General features: G+C 38.0%; 13 protein-coding genes and 2 pseudogenes. All 15 read left to right on the forward strand.

Annotated elements, in window-relative coordinates; all coding sequences use genetic code 11:
* Nucleotide 1: 1 nt before the first annotated feature.
* Nucleotides 2-1,462, forward strand: coding sequence for a phosphate ABC transporter permease subunit PstC (pstC, locus tag ACFINY_RS05400; RefSeq protein ID WP_375700913.1), 1,461 nt, complete (start codon nt 2-4; stop codon nt 1,460-1,462).
* Nucleotides 1,459-2,748, forward strand: coding sequence for a phosphate ABC transporter permease PstA (gene pstA / locus ACFINY_RS05405; RefSeq protein WP_375611793.1), 1,290 nt, complete (start codon nt 1,459-1,461; stop codon nt 2,746-2,748). The genes pstC and pstA overlap by 4 nt, the downstream gene beginning before the upstream one ends.
* A gap of 51 nt (nt 2,749-2,799) precedes the next feature.
* Nucleotides 2,800-3,558 carry a phosphate ABC transporter ATP-binding protein PstB gene (gene pstB, locus ACFINY_RS05410; protein WP_375632304.1) on the forward strand — a complete coding sequence of 253 codons (759 nt, stop codon included), beginning with the start codon at nt 2,800-2,802 and terminating at the stop codon, nt 3,556-3,558.
* A 21-nt stretch (nt 3,559-3,579) separates the two neighbouring features.
* Nucleotides 3,580-4,302 (forward strand): phosphate signaling complex protein PhoU, encoded by a 723-nt coding sequence (gene phoU, locus ACFINY_RS05415; RefSeq protein WP_375611791.1) that lies wholly within the window; start codon nt 3,580-3,582, stop codon nt 4,300-4,302.
* A 549-nt stretch (nt 4,303-4,851) separates the two neighbouring features.
* On the forward strand, nt 4,852-5,685 hold the full coding sequence (locus ACFINY_RS05420) for a cell wall hydrolase (RefSeq protein WP_375681921.1): 834 nt from the start codon (nt 4,852-4,854) through the stop codon (nt 5,683-5,685).
* 177 nt (nt 5,686-5,862) lie between these two features.
* Nucleotides 5,863-7,110, forward strand: a complete 1,248-nt coding sequence (locus ACFINY_RS05425) for an aminopeptidase (RefSeq protein ID WP_375650819.1) — start codon at nt 5,863-5,865, stop codon at nt 7,108-7,110.
* Between the two features lie 271 nt (nt 7,111-7,381).
* The gene (gene mutM / locus ACFINY_RS05430) at nt 7,382-8,257 is read left to right on the forward strand and encodes a bifunctional DNA-formamidopyrimidine glycosylase/DNA-(apurinic or apyrimidinic site) lyase (protein WP_375613328.1); all 876 of its coding nucleotides are present in this window, start codon (nt 7,382-7,384) and stop codon (nt 8,255-8,257) included.
* Between the two features lie 84 nt (nt 8,258-8,341).
* A complete protein-coding gene (locus ACFINY_RS05435) occupies nt 8,342-9,736 on the forward strand; it encodes a M20/M25/M40 family metallo-hydrolase (protein ID WP_375611787.1) in 1,395 nt (464 codons plus the stop codon).
* On the forward strand, nt 9,729-10,349 hold the full coding sequence (locus ACFINY_RS05440; RefSeq protein WP_375611786.1) for a ribonuclease D: 621 nt from the start codon (nt 9,729-9,731) through the stop codon (nt 10,347-10,349). Before ACFINY_RS05435 ends, ACFINY_RS05440 begins: the two co-directional genes overlap by 8 nt.
* A gap of 1,104 nt (nt 10,350-11,453) precedes the next feature.
* Nucleotides 11,454-11,783: a hypothetical protein gene (locus ACFINY_RS05445; RefSeq protein ID WP_375611785.1), complete on the forward strand. Its 330-nt coding sequence runs from the start codon at nt 11,454-11,456 to the stop codon at nt 11,781-11,783.
* 1,028 nt (nt 11,784-12,811) lie between these two features.
* On the forward strand, nt 12,812-13,645 hold the full coding sequence (locus ACFINY_RS05450) for an outer membrane protein (RefSeq protein WP_375611784.1): 834 nt from the start codon (nt 12,812-12,814) through the stop codon (nt 13,643-13,645).
* A gap of 341 nt (nt 13,646-13,986) precedes the next feature.
* Nucleotides 13,987-14,823, forward strand: a complete 837-nt coding sequence (locus ACFINY_RS05455; protein ID WP_375611783.1) for an outer membrane protein — start codon at nt 13,987-13,989, stop codon at nt 14,821-14,823.
* A 361-nt stretch (nt 14,824-15,184) separates the two neighbouring features.
* Nucleotides 15,185-15,975 (forward strand): annotated as a pseudogene (locus ACFINY_RS05460) (outer membrane protein).
* 183 nt (nt 15,976-16,158) lie between these two features.
* A complete protein-coding gene (locus ACFINY_RS05465) occupies nt 16,159-17,049 on the forward strand; it encodes an outer membrane protein (RefSeq protein WP_375611782.1) in 891 nt (296 codons plus the stop codon).
* A gap of 215 nt (nt 17,050-17,264) precedes the next feature.
* Nucleotides 17,265-18,077, forward strand: a pseudogene (locus tag ACFINY_RS05470) (hemagglutinin repeat-containing protein); the annotation flags it as partial.

Raw genomic sequence — 18,077 nt, forward strand, 5'->3', positions numbered from 1 at the left:
AATGCGCATTTCCTTTATTATTTTGTTATTATTGACTTTTGGATTTTGTGGTTTTTGTATTTCTTATATGCGAGCACGCATTCTTGAATACAGACAACATAAAATGCATTCTCGTGCGTATTATTATGGCTGGTGGACATTTTTGATTACTGTTATTCCAGCTTTTATTTTTTTAATTGTTTGGGATGCTGGGAGTACAATTTATTTAGAATATAATGCCTCTCGAGAGCTTGAGGCGTATAGTGCGCATGTAACAGAGCCTGTAAATCACGATCTACTTTGGGAGACACTTCGAAGTCTCATCAAAAAGATTCATCGCTTTGAGGGGAATCTTTCTAGCGCTTCCTATAAGGAAGTGCAGGCACAATTACTCGCGAAGGGATTGATTTTATCCGATGAAGCATCGGATGATGTGTTCAAAATAGCACAGTCGTGGGTATTCTCTTCTGAAAAGCTTAAGTTTATAGGTTATGTTTTTCTTTTTGCTATTGCGTCCTTTGGTTTTATCTGTGGAATGATGCAAATTGCGCCTCATCAACGTGCCCGTAATAAGGTTGAATCTTTTATTATTATTGGATTGATTTGTGCATCTATTGTTGCAGTCTTGACAACAATAGCCATTGCGCTTTCTATGCTTTTTCAGACAGTAAGCTTTTTTCAGTCTGTATCCTTTTCAAATTTCTTTTTAGGAACAGTTTGGGATCCGCGTTTTTCCGCGAGCGGTTCCAGCGATGAAGTAGGACAATTTGGTTTAATACCGCTTCTTGCTGGTACGCTTTATATTGCATTTGTTGCCATGCTTTTTGCTGTACCTATAGGACTATTTTCAGCTCTTTATATGGCGGAGTATGCTTCTGCGCGATTGCGAGCAATTGTGAAGCCATTGTTAGAAGTTCTTGCTGGCATTCCAACGATTGTTTATGGCTTTTTTGCTTTGAAGGTTGTGGGACCATTTTTACGAGATCTCTCTGCTTCTCTCTCAGACGGGGTTAGTTTTATTATGGCACAAAGTGTTTTGACTGCTGGAGTTGTGATGGGAATTATGTTGATACCTTTTGTTTCCTCTTTATCGGATGATGTTATTACGGCTGTTCCACGCATTTTACGTGAAGGTTCTTATGGTTTAGGCGCAACGCAATCTGAAACAATTAAAAAAGTTGTTATACCAGCAGCGCTTCCAGGGATTATGGGGGCCATTTTGTTGACGGCATCGCGTGCAATTGGAGAAACAATGATTGTGGTTTTGGCGGCAGGTGTTGCAGCAAACTTAACACTCAATCCTTTCGAAGCAATGACTACGATGACTGTTAAGATTGTTAATCAATTGACCGGTGATTTTGAGTTTAATTCTCCACAAACTCTGGTGGCTTTTGCCTTAGGGATGACGCTCTTTGTTATGACACTTTTGATGAATATTCTGGCTCTTTATATTGTGCGTAAATATCGGGAACAATATGAATGAATGAAGATTTTTTTCCTCGTCGCAATATTAGTCTCAAGCGTCGGTATTGGGCTGAACGTCGTTTTCGTGCCTATGGTTTGATTGCCATTTTTATTGGTTTATTTTTTTTATTTACGCTTTTATGGTCTATCATTAGTCAGGGTTATACAGCTTTTTTTCAAAGTGAAATGACATTATCAATTTATTTGGATGAAAAGATCATTGATCCAAGTGGTCAACGTAAAACAAAACCACAAGTGCTCATGACGGCGAATTATCCACTTCTTGTACGCAATGCTTTAGCGAAGAAACTTAATATCAATCAAAATGATCGAGCCTCTCTTTTGGACGTTAACCGGATGTTTTCAAATGGTGTCCGTGTTCAACTGCGTGAAATGGTGACAAAGAATCCAAAACTGATTGGCACAATGCAAAAAGTTAAAGTTTTGGCATCTGCGGATATTGATTCTGCTTATAAGGGACAGATTGATCTGCGTGTAGCAGAAAAAAACCGTAAAGTTTCTAATCGACAAATAGAATGGATAAAGCGTTTAGCGCATGATGGTACGCTTTATAAAACATTTAATATTGGTTTTTTTACATTTGGCGCTTCAAGTCGTCCTGAGACTGCGGGATTAGGTGTTGCGATCATTGGTTCTCTTTATATGATAGGCATCGTTTTATTAGTTTCCCTTCCGATAGGCATAGCAACGGCTCTTTATTTAGAAGAATACGCACGCAAAAATAAATTTACAGATTTTATAGAGGTTAATATCAATAATCTTGCAGCTGTTCCTTCAATTGTGTTTGGTCTTTTAGGACTCTCTTTTTTTGTTAATTTTTTAGGATTACCACGTTCAGCCTCTTTTGTTGGTGGTCTTGTTTTAGCGCTCATGACTCTTCCCACGATCATTATTGCAACACGTTCTGCTCTGCGTGCTGTTCCTCTCTCTATTCGTTCTGCAGCTTTGGGGTTGGGAGCATCAAAAACACAAATGATTTTTCATCATGTTGTTCCTTTAGCTGCGCCTGGCATTTTGACAGGCACAATTATTGGAGTCGCTCAGGCTTTGGGTGAAACAGCTCCTTTGCTTTTGATTGGAATGGTTGCTTTTGTTGTTAATATTCCTACGACCCCCATGGATCCAGCAACGGCTTTGCCTGTTCAAATTTTTATGTGGGCGGGTGAAGCAGAGCGTGCTTTTGTTGAAAAGACATCAGGTGCTATTATTGTATTGATGATTTTTCTTGCGATCATGAATATTTCTGCGGTTTTTTTACGTCGACGATTTGAACGCCGCCAGTAATTTTAATAAAACAACAGCTTTGATAAGATTTTTGTAAGGTGAATTTTTGTAATGAAGATTAAAATGCGCGGTCAGGATGTGAAGGTTTCTTACGGAGATAAAGAAGCACTCCACGGTATTACACTTGATATTCCTGAACATCAAGTAACTGCTTTGATTGGTCCATCAGGATGCGGAAAGTCAACTTTTTTGCGTTGTTTTAACCGTATGAATGATACGATTGAAGGCGCTAAAACAACTGGTCTTATTACCTTAGATGGGGAGAATATTTATGACACACGGATTGATGTTGTAGAATTGCGCGCTCGTGTTGGAATGGTTTTTCAAAAGCCCAGCCCTTTTCCAAAATCTATATTTGAGAATGTTGCGTATGGTCCACGCATTCATGGTTTAGTTAAAACACGCTCTGAATTGCATGATGTAGTTGAAAAGAGTTTGAGGCAGGCAGGTTTGTTTGAAGAAGTAAAAGACCGCCTTCATGATCTTGGAACAAGTTTATCAGGGGGACAACAACAGCGTTTGTGTATTGCACGTGCTATTGCGGTTAGTCCTGAAGTTATTTTGATGGATGAGCCATGTTCAGCTCTTGATCCTATTGCGACAGCACGGATTGAAGAGCTTATCGATGCGTTACGGCAAAATTATACAATTGTTATCGTAACGCATTCCATGCAACAGGCCGCGCGTGTTTCTCAACATACGGCTATGTTTCATTTAGGGCATTTGGTAGAAGTTGGTGCGACTGAAATGATCTTTACCTCACCAAAAGAGCAACGGACGCAAGATTATATTACGGGGCGTTTTGGATAGGTGAATTGAGGAGTATAAGATATGTCTATGAAACATACTGTCCGTTCTTATGATGCAGAACTAAAATATTTAAGAGTAAGGATTACAGAAATGGGAAGCCATGCAGAAAGGATGATTGAACGTTCTGTCGCATCGGTTGTGAGTAGTGATCTTCAACTTGCAACGACAGTGATTGCCGATGATGTGTTTTTAGATGAAGCAGAACGTGACATTGATGAAAAAGCGGTTGCTATTATTTGCAAACGCCAACCGATGGCTGTCGATTTGCGTGAAATTATTGGAGCCATTCGTATTTCTTCTGATCTTGAACGGATTGGGGATATGGCAAAAAACATTGCTAAAAGGACTGTTGCACTTTCAGAAATACGTCAATCTGCTTCTGTTTATCATGGGCTTGAAACAATTACAGCTTTAGCACTCAATCAATTAAAAGAAGTCTTAAATGCTTATACGAGTCGCCTATTAGAGCGTGTTGACGCGGTGCGTGAGCGTGATGAGAAGATTGATGCTTTGTATACTTCTCTTTTTCGTGAACTTTTGACGTATATGATGGAAGATATGCGCAATATTACGGTTTGTACGCACTTACTGTTTTGTTTAAAGAATATTGAACGAATTGGTGATCATGTTACTAATATTGCTGAAATGCTGCATTATATCATAACGGGTTACCATATGTCCTCTGATCGTCCTCGTGATGACCTTACTTATAAAGTTGGGGTAGGTGAGAAGAAAATAGATTAAAATTTTTCTTATATGTATAAAATAAGTTTGTAGATATATGAGTATTTTCTTACAGTGCAGCTATAAGAAGAATAAGATAACCATTTTATGGCAAAGCACAAAGAAGCAACAAAGAGTTTTTTCAGAGAAGCATGGCAGATTGTTAACTCTTGGTTTGACATATTTGTATATTGGATGATATCATCACTCGTATTGTGGCAGGAGGGGAGTTTTCTAGGGGAATTTCCTTTCAGATCATTTTGTTAAAATTTTATATTAAAGGGGATATCTGTATTATTTTTTCGTATGTAGAAGAAGTGGATAGTGTTACTTTATTGTAATTGAAACGTGTGGGTTATTATAGCCTATATTGAACCATGAAGAATAACAATATCGATCTGTAAATTAAGAGTTTTTTATTTTTTATTTTGCATAGATACTTTTTGATTACCTCTTGTATTAAAATTTTACTGAGTGGTAACAATTAGCTATGTACTTTATTGAGAGATACATTTAAAGCTCATTTCAAGACTTGAATAGCTCAGAGATTATAGGAATGTGTTGCATAAGATGAAAAAAAATCGTTGGAATGTATTTGTTACCTGTTGTGTAGCGCCGTTAGTTGTTGTGGGGTGTGCTTCAAATCATTTAGATACTGGAAAAATAAATAATAATAAGACAAAAACGGTTACGTATCCATTGACAGAGCGTCAATGTCTTATGCGAGCGATGTATTTTGAATCAAATCGCACAAGCCGTGAAGGAATGATTGCCGTTGGGACGGTTGTTATGAATCGTGTTAATTCAACCGCCTATCCTAAGACGATTTGTGGTGTTGTTGGTCAATATAGGCAATTTGCTCCTGGTGTTTTAACGCGTCCTATGACGGAGAAAGCATCTGTTGCTCGTGTAAGAGAGGCGGCTGATGCCGTTTTACGGGGTGAACGAGATAAGAAAGTTAAACACGCTAAGTTTTTTCATACCGCTGGTTTGTCTTTTCCGTATAAAAACATGCATTATGTTCAGGTTGCAGGGGGAAATGCTTTTTATGAAAAACGATCACGTGATGGAGAGCTTCAAGTTCCTACAAATAATCGCCCTTATGATGTTGCTTATGCTTTTGCTCAAGAACGTTCTGGTCATGCGCCAAGCTTTATAGATGAAGGCTTAGAGAGTAGGGGCGTAAAGGCAGAGAAAAGTACATCTCCTTCGACAGAAGTAGCACAGTCCAAGATGGCACATCCTGCGCCTTTTGCTATGGTACAGCTTGATAAAGTTCCTATCCCTGCCTATGCACCTCAACATCTAGCTAGGAAAGAGGAAAATAAAACGATTATGGTTTTACCTTCATCTGATCAGTTAAATGCAATTGTTGCAATGTTAGAAAAACGACACAGGAACTAGTAAGTTTTTCATGACCAAAGAAGGATGATATACCCATTGCGGTTTATGAATTAAGTGAATTTTAGCGATAATGATACGCATAAATATACGTAGAGAAAGCGAACTCAAAGGATCTGAAAAACAATTTATAATATGACGACATAAAGAACGCATTCTATTTAAAGAAGGGTATTGGTAATGTACTTTGATATTCATGAGACAATTTTGCCTGAAATGCTTAATCGTCTTGCAGAAATTACAGTGAAAGTGGGGTTGAATTTACAAGAGGGGCAGGATCTTGTTTTAACTGCTCCAGTTTCAGCGTTACCTTTTGTTCGGCGTATTGCATATCATGCTTATAAGGTTGGTGCTGGTGTCATTACACCAATTTTTAGTGATGATATGTTATCGCTTACACGGTTTGAAAATGCCCATACAGCTAGTTTTGATTGTGCTCCTTCTTGGCTTTATGAGGGAATGGCAAAGGCTTTTGAAAATGGGGCAGCGCGTTTAGCGATTGTTGGTGATAATCCTTTGCTCCTTTCCAATCAGGATTTTGATAAGGTTTCACGTTTAAATAAAGCCACTTCAATAGCTTACCAGCCGGCACTCAAGCAAATATCAAATTTTGCTATGAATTGGTCGATTGTTGCTTATCCAACAGCAGGATGGGCTGAGGCAATGTTTCCTTCTTTACCACTTAATGAGGCGATTAAAAAATTAGCCGATGCAATTTTTTCTGCTTCACGTGTTACAGGAGAAGATCCGGTGCAGGCGTGGACTGTTCATAATGCACATTTGAAGAAACGGTCATCTTGGCTTAATGAGCAGCGTTTTTCTGCCTTACACTTTACAGGGCCAGGGACTGATTTAACTGTTGGTTTGGCAGATGATCATGAATGGCATGGTGGTGCATCCGTTGCTCAAAATGATGTTATTTGCAATCCGAATATTCCGACAGAAGAAGTTTTCACGACTCCTCATGCTCATAAGGTTGAAGGTTTCGTTCGCTCAACAAAGCCCCTTTCCTATCAAGGAACTCTGATTGATAATATTGAAGTACGTTTTGAAGCCGGGCGTATTGTTGAGGCTCGTGCATCAACAGGCCAAGAAGTTTTACAGCAGGTTTTGCAAAGTGATGAGGGTGCAAGCCGGTTGGGCGAAGTTGCCCTTGTGCCCCATTCTTCACCAATTTCTAAGAGTGGCCTCCTTTTTTATAATACCTTATTTGATGAAAATGCTGCATGTCATATTGCTTTAGGGCAGTGTTATTCCAAATGCTTTTTAGATGGGGCATCATTGACGTCAGAAGAGATTGCAGCACGTGGTGGGAATAAAAGTGTCATTCATATTGACTGGATGATTGGTTCTGGTGAAATTGACATAGATGGCATTACCCAAGATGGTGTAAGAGTTCCTGTATTTCGTAAGGGTGAATGGGCTTAATTTTGTTACCATAAAACGCGGTCATTTGAGGTAGGGTGGGATGTAAGCTTTATTGATACGTTAAGTATTTTAGAGTGTGTGGTATATATTCAAGGCAGGGTTTGTCCATAAAGCCTTTAGTTAAATGATTCACATGAGTAGGAATCCAAGTAAAATCGACTCATCAAGAATTTGTTTAGTAGATGTAGAGGAAGTCTTCGTTTTTTGAGGGGGGAAGAAGTCAATTTATCAGTGATACGATTGGAAAGTGTATAATTATTAAAGAAGAGTAATGCCTGAGCTTCCTGAAGTAGAGACAGTTCGTCGTGGACTTGAGTCCGTTGTAACTGATGCAAAGATAGTATCTGTCAAACTTAATCGTAGAGATTTGCGCTTTCCTTTTCCTGAGGCTTTTTCTGAGCGCCTTATTGGCAGAACAATTATAGAACTTGGTCGGCGTGCGAAATATTTATTATTTCATCTTTCTCAGGATGAAACGATTTTAAGCCATTTAGGAATGTCTGGTTCATGGCGTATAGAGAATGATTTTTTAAGAAAAGCTTGTTCAGCGTCAAGTAAATTAGTTAAACATGATCATTTTGTCATGGATATTCAGACAAAGAATGGTGACGTTTATCGTCTTATTTATAATGATGTGCGTCGCTTTGGGTTTATGCTTTTAGTCGATACGGATAAGCTTTATGAACATCCACTTTTAAATAAGCTAGGTCTTGAACCTATAAGTAATTCGTTTTCTGGTCGTTATTTACAAAAGGCTTTTGTTAATAAAAAAATGTCTCTCAAGGGTGTTTTACTTGATCAGTCTATTGTTGCAGGTCTTGGGAATATTTATGTTTGTGAAGCACTTTGGCGGAGTCGTTTGTCTCCACAACGTGGTGCATTTACATTAGCATCAAAAACGGCACGTGCACGTGAATTTGCAGATTCTTTAGCACAAAATATACGCAATGTGATTTCTGAAGCCATTTTGTCTGGTGGCTCTTCTTTACGTGATTATATGCATATAGATGGTTCGCTTGGTTATTTTCAGCATGCTTTTTCAGTTTATGGACGAGAAGGCAAGCAATGTTTGGAATGTGGAGCGCCTATTATGCGCATTTTACAGGCTGGACGTTCAAGTTTTTACTGCTCACAATGTCAAAAATGAATAAGGTGTCTTGCAAAATCTTACAAGAGGCTTAAAGTCATCGCATCTATAATATAATTACACAAGGCTTGAAAGGTTTTTTTTATGCTGAATAAAGTACTAACACATCTTGATGGAAATATAGAGAAGAGCCTTGAACGCCTTTTTTCTCTTTTACGTTTTCAATCGATTTCTACAGACTCGGCTTACAAGGATGCATGTCGTAAAGCAGCTGATTGGTTAGTGGAGGATTTAAAAAGCATCGGTTTTGAGGCTTCACGCCGTGATACGCCGGGGCATCCAATGGTTGTTGGGCATCATCCTGGACCTTCAGATGATTGTTTGCATGTGCTGTTTTACGGACATTATGATGTTCAACCTGTTGATCCATTGAGTTTATGGGAGGATGATCCATTTACACCTTCTTTAAAAGAGAGAGATGGAGAGAAAGTTATTTGTGCTCGTGGAGCTTCAGATGACAAAGGTCAGTTGATGACTTTTATTGAAGCATGTCGTGCATTTAAGAAAGAAACAGGGCAGCTTCCTATTAAAGTTACTGTTTTATTTGAGGGAGAAGAAGAATGTGCTTCTCCTTCCCTTATTCCTTTTTTAAAAGCAAATACAGATGAACTTAAGGCAGATTATGCATTGGTTTGTGACACGTCAATGTGGGATGCGGATACACCATCTATTGCTCTTTCTCTTCGGGGAATTATGGCAGAAGAGATTATTATCACAGCAGCGAATCGTGATTTACATTCTGGTTATTTTGGAGGAGTAGCAGCTAACCCCATTCGTATTTTAACGAAAATCTTAGCAGGACTTCACGATGAAAATAATAGGGCAACACTTCCTGGTTTTTATGATGGCGTAGAAGAAACACCTCCACAAATTTTACAATCATGGAATGCACTTAATTGTACTGCTGAAAATTTTCTTGGTCCTATAGGACTTTCCGTTCCAGCTGGTGAAAAAGGGCGGAGCATTTTAGAGCTTGTATGGGCACGTCCTACCATGGAAATTAATGGTATTAGTGGCGGCTATGAAGGGGAAGGGATGAAAACGGTTATTGCTTCTCAAGCGAGTGCAAAAGTATCGTGTCGTTTGGTGCATAAGCAAGATCCAGAGAAAATACGCCAAGCGTTGCGTGATTATGTACGTAGCTCAATTCCTGCTGATTGTAAGGTTGAATTTAAGAATCACGGTTCTTCTCCGGCACTTCAGATTTCTGATGATTCATCTTTTATCAAGGAGGCGAAGGATGCTTTATCACAAGAGTGGGAAGTGCCTGCTGTTTTGACAGCCATGGGGGGCTCGATCCCAATTGTAGCAGATTTTCGGTCAATTCTTGGTATGGAAACTCTTTTGGTTGGTTTTGGACTGGCTGATGACCGTATTCATTCTCCTAATGAAAAATATAATTTAAAATCGTTTCATAAGGGGCAGCGGTCTTGGGCGCGTATTCTTGCTGCTTTAGCAAGTAGGAGGGTAAATGGCTGAGATTCGCGTTCATCAAGGTGATTTACCAAACTTAGACAATTATAAAACTGATGCCATTGCGATTGATACCGAGACTTTAGGATTACAACCCTATCGTGATCGTTTATGCGTTGTTCAGCTTTCTTCTGGAGATGGTACTGCCGATATTATACAGATTGCTAAAGGACAAAAGAATGCACCTAATTTGGTCAAGCTTCTTGAAGATAAAGCAGTCGTAAAAATATTCCATTTTGGGCGTTTTGATCTTGCTATTTTAGCACATACATTTGGTGTTATGCCAGAGGCTATTTTTTGTACAAAGATTGCTTCGAAACTCACGCGCACTTATACGGATCGTCATGGCTTGAAAGAAATTTGTAATGAATTGCTGAATGTGAATATTTCTAAACAGCAACAATCTTCGGATTGGGCGGCAGAAACGTTATCACAGGCACAAATTGAATATGCTGCGTCGGATGTGTTATATTTGCATCGTTTAAAGGTTATATTTGAAGAACGTTTAAGACGTGAAGAGCGAGAAAATGTTGCCAAGGCATGCTTTCAATTTTTGCCTATGAGAGCTAGGCTTGATCTTTTAGGATGGGCGGAAGTTGATATTTTTGCGCATAGCTAACTTTAAAATTGGCTTTTAAATGGAGTTAATTATTGATGTGAGAGGACAAAATGCTTGTACATTATGGGCATTTTATCCTCTCATCTTTTCTGATAAGAATTATAATAAATTCTTAAGTGCTATTTCATTTGAAGTTTAGGCAATAAAGGTACTTTTGCGAATTCATATTTTTTATTTTTGTAACAGCTTTTATTTGAAACAAAGCAATTTTGAGGAGAGGCTGGAAACATACGGTAGGTTGGAAGACTTAAATCTCTGAAACCGGTATACAGCCTAATTGGGGGAGAATATGAATGTGTAAATGTAAAAACCAAATCTCATCTTTACCATCATTTTTAATTCTGCTTTACGACTTTTAAAAGTATTTAAAGCAATGTCTGTTAAATAATAGAGATTACGCATTGCCTCATGTTTTTAATGGATTTACGTTCTTCGTGTAAAACAGAACTCCCTAAACGGAATATATTTGTGTTGCTAATTCATGTGCTTTTTGTAAAGAAACCGACACCCAAGTTCATTTTACGGTGGTGCTCATAAAAGATATAACAATAAAGCTTCCAATACCAATATAAAATCTATTGAACACTACCATCTTTATGCTTATGGAGTAACAAGCCGCTACCATCCACACAACTGTGCCAATTCCCAATGTTGTGTAAGTCCTTAGCACTTGAGACGGTTCATAAGAGACATTTTTAGTCTTTTTAGTGTTTTTATCCACACAGCTCTTCCAACTTGTAACGTGCAAACAAATGGTTTTGATTGATTCAACATGAAAAAGATTTGGAATAAGAGAATCTTATGGTATTTAGGATTCTCAGTCAATATGGATAACGCTATATTATCATTATAAATCAGTATATTATATGAAGTTCGTATAGTTTATTATTTTCAGACGATACTTCGTGCCTTTATTTATTACTCAATAAGTAATTTCTATGTTGGCAGAGCAGGGCAACTTTCTTTTATTTTAAAATTAAAATGCTCCAAAGCTTTATTTTTAAGGATTCTCACTTTTTATCTATAAACATGCTATTTTTTCTGGAAATTTGCAATGAACGCACTAGATAAAATCCATTATGAATATTTGATGAGGTTAAATTTATGAACATAAAATATTTTATTACAGCTTTTGCTACTTTTGCTTCAATCTCTATGGCTCAAGGTGCAAGTTTTTTAGCGTCTCAAAACCTTATACAGAGAGCATCTTCGGCTGTTCCTCCAATAGGTTTTTTTACTGGTGAACAGCTTCGCAAGTTATTATCTGAAGTTTTTCAGATAGAACTTTCTTGCACAAATAACAGCGAAAGCATAACAGCAGCTAAGTTAGTACCTGTGTTACATTCTGGTAAAAAAAGAGATCATTATCCTAAAAGAAGACCAGGGAAAAAAGGACGGCCAAACCTATTTGCACGAGGTCCAATGAGTTTTTAAAAAGTGAAAAAACAACATCAAGAAGTATAATATATGCTTTGAAGTTGAAAAAGAGGGATATTTTTTCTGCCAAATTCATGATTTTTAAAGCAAGGGGTGGTTTGAAAACTTTCAGAAAGATTTCTCATTTTTTCAGCTTTAAGGAGATTTCTATATAAGTTTTAATGTTTATCATACCGGTTGTCTGTCTTTAGGTATTTTTTTCAATTTCGTCTTGTAAAGGAGTATGAAATGATAGCCTACAAATAAGGCTGAATCTCTGAAAAAGACTTTACTATAAGGTTGAGAGAAGAAAAAAATGGTAAATATGTCAAAAAGGAATAAATGCCTAAATAAAAACAAAGAGCAAGCGTGATGAAATTGCATGTAATCTTGTTGCAGTCCATAGGGTAGTGGAGATCTTGTTCATGTGCGCTACAAGCGTTCTTTACAATGATGAAAAAATAATCAAAGTGCTATTCACATTTGGTTATGCGAAGGATGAAGCTAAAAACGTTGTTTGTATGAATTTAAATGGAACAGTTAGATTTAGCTGCCCTCAATATTGTAACGGTCTTCACTATTACAATATTGAGAGTATTAATAGGAAGCATTTTAGCTTTTAAATAGTTTTATTTATTCACACACTTGCTTGTTTGTGAGGTGCAGAGGGATGGTTTTGGTTTCTTTAATATAAAAAGGCTTAAGATAAGAGCATCGTCAATATTGCAGACGAATTAATATAAAAGATATTTTTTCATTGTAAATCAATATATTATATTTTTATGTCAATAGCACACGCTTTACACGGAGGGTACTGTGGCGCAGTTTTTTTATCAAAATGATAAAGGAGAGAAAACGTGAGGAAAAGAGACCATTTGTGCATGGGCATAGTTTTATTCTCATTTATTACAGATCAAGCAATTAAGGGTACTTTGATTGGCTTTTTGTTTTTTTTATAAGTGTATCATTTTTGCTACAGATATCTGAAGATGGTGCTCTATATGAAACGGTGTGTTCAAATAAATATTCAGCTATGGAGAGAAAATATGAATATGAAATGGTTAATAACAGCTTCTGCTTTCGCTTTTGTTTCAGCTTCAGCAGCACAAGCAGCAGATGTTATTGTTCCCCCAAGACCAACACCTGTTGCTCCCGTTATTGTTGCTCCAACTTTTTCTTGGACAGGTTTTTATGTTGGGGGCCAGATTGGTGGTTTTTCGGGTAAAACGAAAATGGATATTCTCAGTAACGGAAAAAAGATTCCAGTGCCTGATGACCTTTTGCCTAAACTCTCTGGTTTCATGGGTGGTCTTTACGCAGGTTCCAACGTTGATCTTGGTAATGGCCTTATTCTAGGTGTTGATACAGATATCATGTGGTCTAATAAAGATGACACGAAGACAGGAAAAACATATGTCATTGCCCCAGAACACATCAATTATATTAACAAGGTATTAAAAGATGCTGCAATTAATATTGGTAAAGATGCGCTTAAACCTGGCGCTAAACGAACCCACAGTTTCACTTTTAAAGAAAAGTGGGCTGGTGCAACGCGCGTGCGTATTGGTTTTGCAGCTGAACGCATTATGCCTTATGTTGCTGGTGGTATCGCTTATACACAGCTTCAAGATAGTGCGTTGATTTCAATAACAGATAAAGATTCAGACAAAGTAATCGCTTCTGGTACTCTGTCTGATGAAACAAAGACCCTTGTTGGTTACACCCTTGGTGCTGGTGTTGATTTAGCAATGACCAATAATATTATTGTACGTGCGGAATATCGTTACTCAGATTTTGGTAAAAAGAAATTCTCAAATGATAAATATGAGACTTCTTACAAAACCAATGATTTCCGTGTAGGTGTTGCTTACAAATTTTAACAGATGGTAAGTTAAATAACGAAGAGGCTCCGTCTTTGACAGAGCCTCTGTTATTTTCTGTTGCTATATTATTACACAACACATAATTTATTGTGGATATGAAAAGATATTCTTCAGGTTTTTTAAAAAAATATTATTGCATAAGCAATAAACAATAATTATATTTAAAATCAATAAGTTATTACATTATACAGCTTACGGTTTCTCGTACAAAATCAAGCTATGAAGCATTTTTTTCTGGGATAAGCCCTCCATTTTCTGTAACTGTATCATTTTTACTACAGCTTTTCTTTCTGTAATCTTGTAGCACTGTGCTCATAAATAAATTAGGAGCAAAGTTTATGAATATAAAATCTTTAGTAACAACTTCTGTTATCGCTATAGCAGCAGCTTCTGCAGCACAAGCTGCTGATGTTGTTATCCCTCGTGAAACAGCCCCAGCAGTCATCGCAGCAGCCCCTGCCTATTCTTGGACAGGTTTTTATCTTGGTGCTCAGATTGGTGGTCGTTCAATGAAATCTGACAAAGGTTCTAGCACTTTAGGTTGGCACGATCTTAAGCTTTCCGGTATGCTCGGTGGCCTATACACAGGTTACAATGTTGATCTCGGCAATGGTGTGATCTTCGGCTTGGATACAGATGTCTCTTTTATTGGTAAAAAAGACACAGTTGATTACGGTACATGGGATGTTGGAACAGCAGTTACTAAAACTGTTGAAGGTATTAATAACATCCTTACAGAAGCTAAGATCCCACTGAAAGATGGTTTACAAGTTAAAAAATTCGATAAATACACCGAAAGTGTTACTATGAAAGAAAAGTGGTCTGGTGCTACACGCGTTCGCATTGGTTTTGCTACTGATCGTATCATGCCTTATATCGCTGGTGGTGTTGCTTATACGCAGATTCAGGGCATTTCAGCAATTGAAGTGAAAAAAGCTAGTGATGCTGGTGATGATGCTAATAAGGTTATTGCTTCTGGTAACGTATATGATGAAAAAAAGACCCTCGTTGGTTTCACCCTTGGTGCTGGTGTTGACTTCGCAATGACAGACAACGTTTTGTTGCGTGCAGAATACCGTTATTCAGACTACGGTAAAAAGAAATACTTTAAAGACACAGCTGAACTTCAATACAAAACCAATGATTTCCGTGTAGGTGTTGCTTACAAATTCTAATTTCGTAAACAACGAAATAAACTTCCAAGAGGCTCTGTCAAAGACAGGGCCTCTATTATTTTCTGTTGTTATATTATTACTCACTCCATATTTATTGGAGATATAAAAATATTTTCATAAACGACAGACAAGAATTACATTCAAAATCGATAAGTTAACTTACGAATTCTCGTACGGAGTGAAGTTAATAGCGTTGTAAAGTCATGCAGCGATTTTGTTTTGAGCGCATCCTCCATTTTCTATGACTGTATTATTTTTTACGACAGCTTTTCTTTATGTAATCTTGTAGCATTATCCTCTAAATAAATGAGGCGCAAAGTTTACGAATACAAAATCTTTAGTAACAACTTTTGTTATCGCTATGACTACAGCTTCTGCGGCACAAGCTGCTGATATTGTCATTCCTCGTAAAACAGCTCCAACAGTTATCATAGCTCTTTCGTTTTCTTAGACAGGTTTTTATCTTGGTAGTTAAGTTGGCAACTTTTCAAGTCAAAGTTGATGTATTTGATTTAGAGACAAAAGAAAAAACTTTAGATAAAGATGCACTACCTAAGTCTTCCGGTTTCATAGGTGGTATTTATTTTAGGTTCCAACATAGATCTTGAAAATGTCCTCATTCTAGGTGTTGAAACCGATGCAGTCTGGGCAGACCGAGGAGAGACGAAGACGGTCTCAAAGATTCTTACGATTGATGATTTTAATGATGAATTTGAAGATGCTGGTGTTACATTGGATGAAAATGAAAAGTTTCAAAAGGGTTACACAGCAGTTTATCGCATTGGTTTCAAAGAAAAAAGGTTTGGTGCAACACGGGTTCGTGTTGGTTTTTCCGTCGCTGATCGTATTATGCCTTATGTTGCCGATAGTATTGCTTATGCGTAAATACAGGGTGTTGGTAAAATTTCAGGAACAAAAAAATCGGCAAATGATAACCCAAGTAAAGCATTTTCTGCTACGGTATTTGATAAAACAAAAACGATGGTGGATTTCACTCTTGGTGGTGATATAGATTTCGCGATGACAAATTATATTCTGCTTCGTACGGAATACCGTTACTCAGACTTTGGTAAGAAGGAATTTAAAAAGGATTACCTTAAACTAGGCTACAGAAGCAATGACTTTCATGTAGATGTCGCTTACAAGTTCTAATTTCATCAAAAGTACAATTATGAATAAAAAGTATTAATAAAAAATTAAATTTTTAAGAGATCTTGACTTTGATCAAACCACTGGTTTTCTGGGTGTTTATTTGTATGGTTGTGACATTTTTACTACAGCTTTTCTATCTATAATCTTGTAAGGTCATTTTATAGTTAATTTAGGAGCAAAATTATGAATACAAAATCTTTAATAGCAGCTTCTGTTGCTGCTTTAATTTCATCTTCTGCAGCACAAGCTGCTGACGTGGTGATCCCTCATGAAGTTGCACCAGCAGTTATTGCAGCAGCCCCTTCGTTTTCTTGGACAGGTTTTTATCTTGGTGGTCAAGTTGGCAACTTTTCGAGTAAAACTAAAGTAACTATTCCAGGAGCAGACAAAGAACTTTTCAAAAAAGATAACACACCTAGTCCTTCTGGTTTCATGGGTGGCATTTATGCCGGATCTAACGTAGACCTCGGAAATGGTCTCGTTCTCGGTGTTGAAACCGATGCAGTTTGGGCAGACCGTGAAGAATCAAAAAAAGCCCGTGAATTGACCCTTACTGAAAAAGATGCAGCAAATTTTAATGATGCCCTTGAAAAAGCTAAGGTTGAATTAAAAGGTCAGCAACGGTTTGAAAACGGTGACAAGGTAACAGAAACGCACAGTTACAAAGAAAAATGGTCTGGTGCGACACGTGTCCGTATCGGTTTTGCTGCTGTTGACCGTATTATGCCTTATGTTGCTGGTGGTATTGCCTATGCGCAGGTGCAGGGCATTCAATCCGTTGCAGGAAAAGGAGAGAGAGCTAAAGTTGAGCAGAAAGCTGGCGGGGATGGAAAAGTGCCAGAGGCAGGGGCTAAGCAAGCCATAGATTTGACTGGTGGCACTTGGGCTGATGACACGAAGACAATGCTTGGTTTCACTATTGGTGGTGGAGTTGACTTTGCAATGACAGACAACGTTCTTTTACGTGCTGAATACCGTTACTCCGATTTTGGTAAAAAGAAATTCGCCAACGATACACGTGAATTCAACTACAAAACCAATGACTTCCGTGTAGGTGTCGCTTACAAATTCTAATTTCGTAAAAATGAAATTATCAGCACAAAAAATACTAAGGCCTCGTTTAACGGGGCCTTTATTTTATTATCTCTCTATTTTATTCCTCTTAATCTCTTCATTTTTAATGGGATCATACTCCTCATGCAAAACAGAACGCCCTAAACGGAATATACTTGTTGTTGTGTATTCACACATTTTTTTTAAATAAATATTTTTCAAAGTACATCAATCTCACTTATGTCTTTGGAAAAGATTTGAATATTTTAGGCTCTGATGTTCAAACAAAGGATAAACTTCTCTTGCAAGCTGAGAGGAATGTTTCGATTGATGCCACACGCAACAGTGCCAATAGCCATCGCGGGGATCAAACATCTCATGTCGCGGTGCACAATGGCTCTCATCTAAGTTCTGGAAAAGAGACCACTGTTCTCTCTGGAAAAGATATCCATATGGCTGCTTCCGATATAGATGCCAAGGGCAATGTTGCTCTTGGCGCGAAAGGGGAGGTAACAATAGGGGTAAGAAACGATGAAATGGAGTATCATCTTCGCACCAAAAACACGAAAGTGGATATGCAAGCCTCTCATGCCGTTGGCTCTTCGATAAAATCGGGAGGTGACACCACTGTTGTTGCAGGGCAGGATGGCAAACCGCATGATCTTAGCATTACAGGTAGTTCCATTGCGGCTGATGGCAAGGTGGGGCTGAAAGCCAGCAACGATATTCTCATCAATAATGCAGAGGATAGCTTACAGTATGAGATGTCGTACCATAAAGACGGTGGAGCATTTAGTAGCAGCAAATCTGAGCATAACAAGATGGATGTGCGCCAAGTTGTGGGGTCGAGCATAACAGGGGGTGAAGGCATTGCCATTGACTCAGGAAATAACACGGAAGTTGTCGCCTCGACGCTCATAGCCGGTAAGGCAGAGGAAACGTCAGGAGAGAAAGCACTGGGAGATCAGAAAAAAGCGGATATTACCATTCACTCTGGGGGAAAGATTACTATCAAAGGCGCCCAAGAACACTTGGATCAGCAAGCACAA

The organism is Bartonella sp. AA23NXGY (genome assembly GCF_042197165.1).
Lineage (GTDB): Bacteria > Pseudomonadota > Alphaproteobacteria > Rhizobiales > Rhizobiaceae > Bartonella.

What these genes read in the sequence shown, in the direction of transcription:
- ACFINY_RS05450 (WP_375611784.1), top strand. Translation starts at nt 12,812, where the DNA reads ATGAATATGAAATGGTTAATAACAGCTTCTGCTTTCGCTTTTGTTTCA.
- phoU (WP_375611791.1), top strand. Translation starts at nt 3,580, where the DNA reads ATGTCTATGAAACATACTGTCCGTTCTTATGATGCAGAACTAAAATAT.
- ACFINY_RS05435 (WP_375611787.1), top strand. Translation starts at nt 8,342, where the DNA reads ATGCTGAATAAAGTACTAACACATCTTGATGGAAATATAGAGAAGAGC.
- pstC (WP_375700913.1), top strand. Translation starts at nt 2, where the DNA reads ATGCGCATTTCCTTTATTATTTTGTTATTATTGACTTTTGGATTTTGT.
- ACFINY_RS05465 (WP_375611782.1), top strand. Translation starts at nt 16,159, where the DNA reads ATGAATACAAAATCTTTAATAGCAGCTTCTGTTGCTGCTTTAATTTCA.
- ACFINY_RS05425 (WP_375650819.1), top strand. Translation starts at nt 5,863, where the DNA reads ATGTACTTTGATATTCATGAGACAATTTTGCCTGAAATGCTTAATCGT.
- ACFINY_RS05445 (WP_375611785.1), top strand. Translation starts at nt 11,454, where the DNA reads ATGAACATAAAATATTTTATTACAGCTTTTGCTACTTTTGCTTCAATC.
- ACFINY_RS05440 (WP_375611786.1), top strand. Translation starts at nt 9,729, where the DNA reads ATGGCTGAGATTCGCGTTCATCAAGGTGATTTACCAAACTTAGACAAT.
- pstB (WP_375632304.1), top strand. Translation starts at nt 2,800, where the DNA reads ATGAAGATTAAAATGCGCGGTCAGGATGTGAAGGTTTCTTACGGAGAT.
- ACFINY_RS05455 (WP_375611783.1), top strand. Translation starts at nt 13,987, where the DNA reads ATGAATATAAAATCTTTAGTAACAACTTCTGTTATCGCTATAGCAGCA.
- mutM (WP_375613328.1), top strand. Translation starts at nt 7,382, where the DNA reads ATGCCTGAGCTTCCTGAAGTAGAGACAGTTCGTCGTGGACTTGAGTCC.
- pstA (WP_375611793.1), top strand. Translation starts at nt 1,459, where the DNA reads ATGAATGAAGATTTTTTTCCTCGTCGCAATATTAGTCTCAAGCGTCGG.
- ACFINY_RS05420 (WP_375681921.1), top strand. Translation starts at nt 4,852, where the DNA reads ATGAAAAAAAATCGTTGGAATGTATTTGTTACCTGTTGTGTAGCGCCG.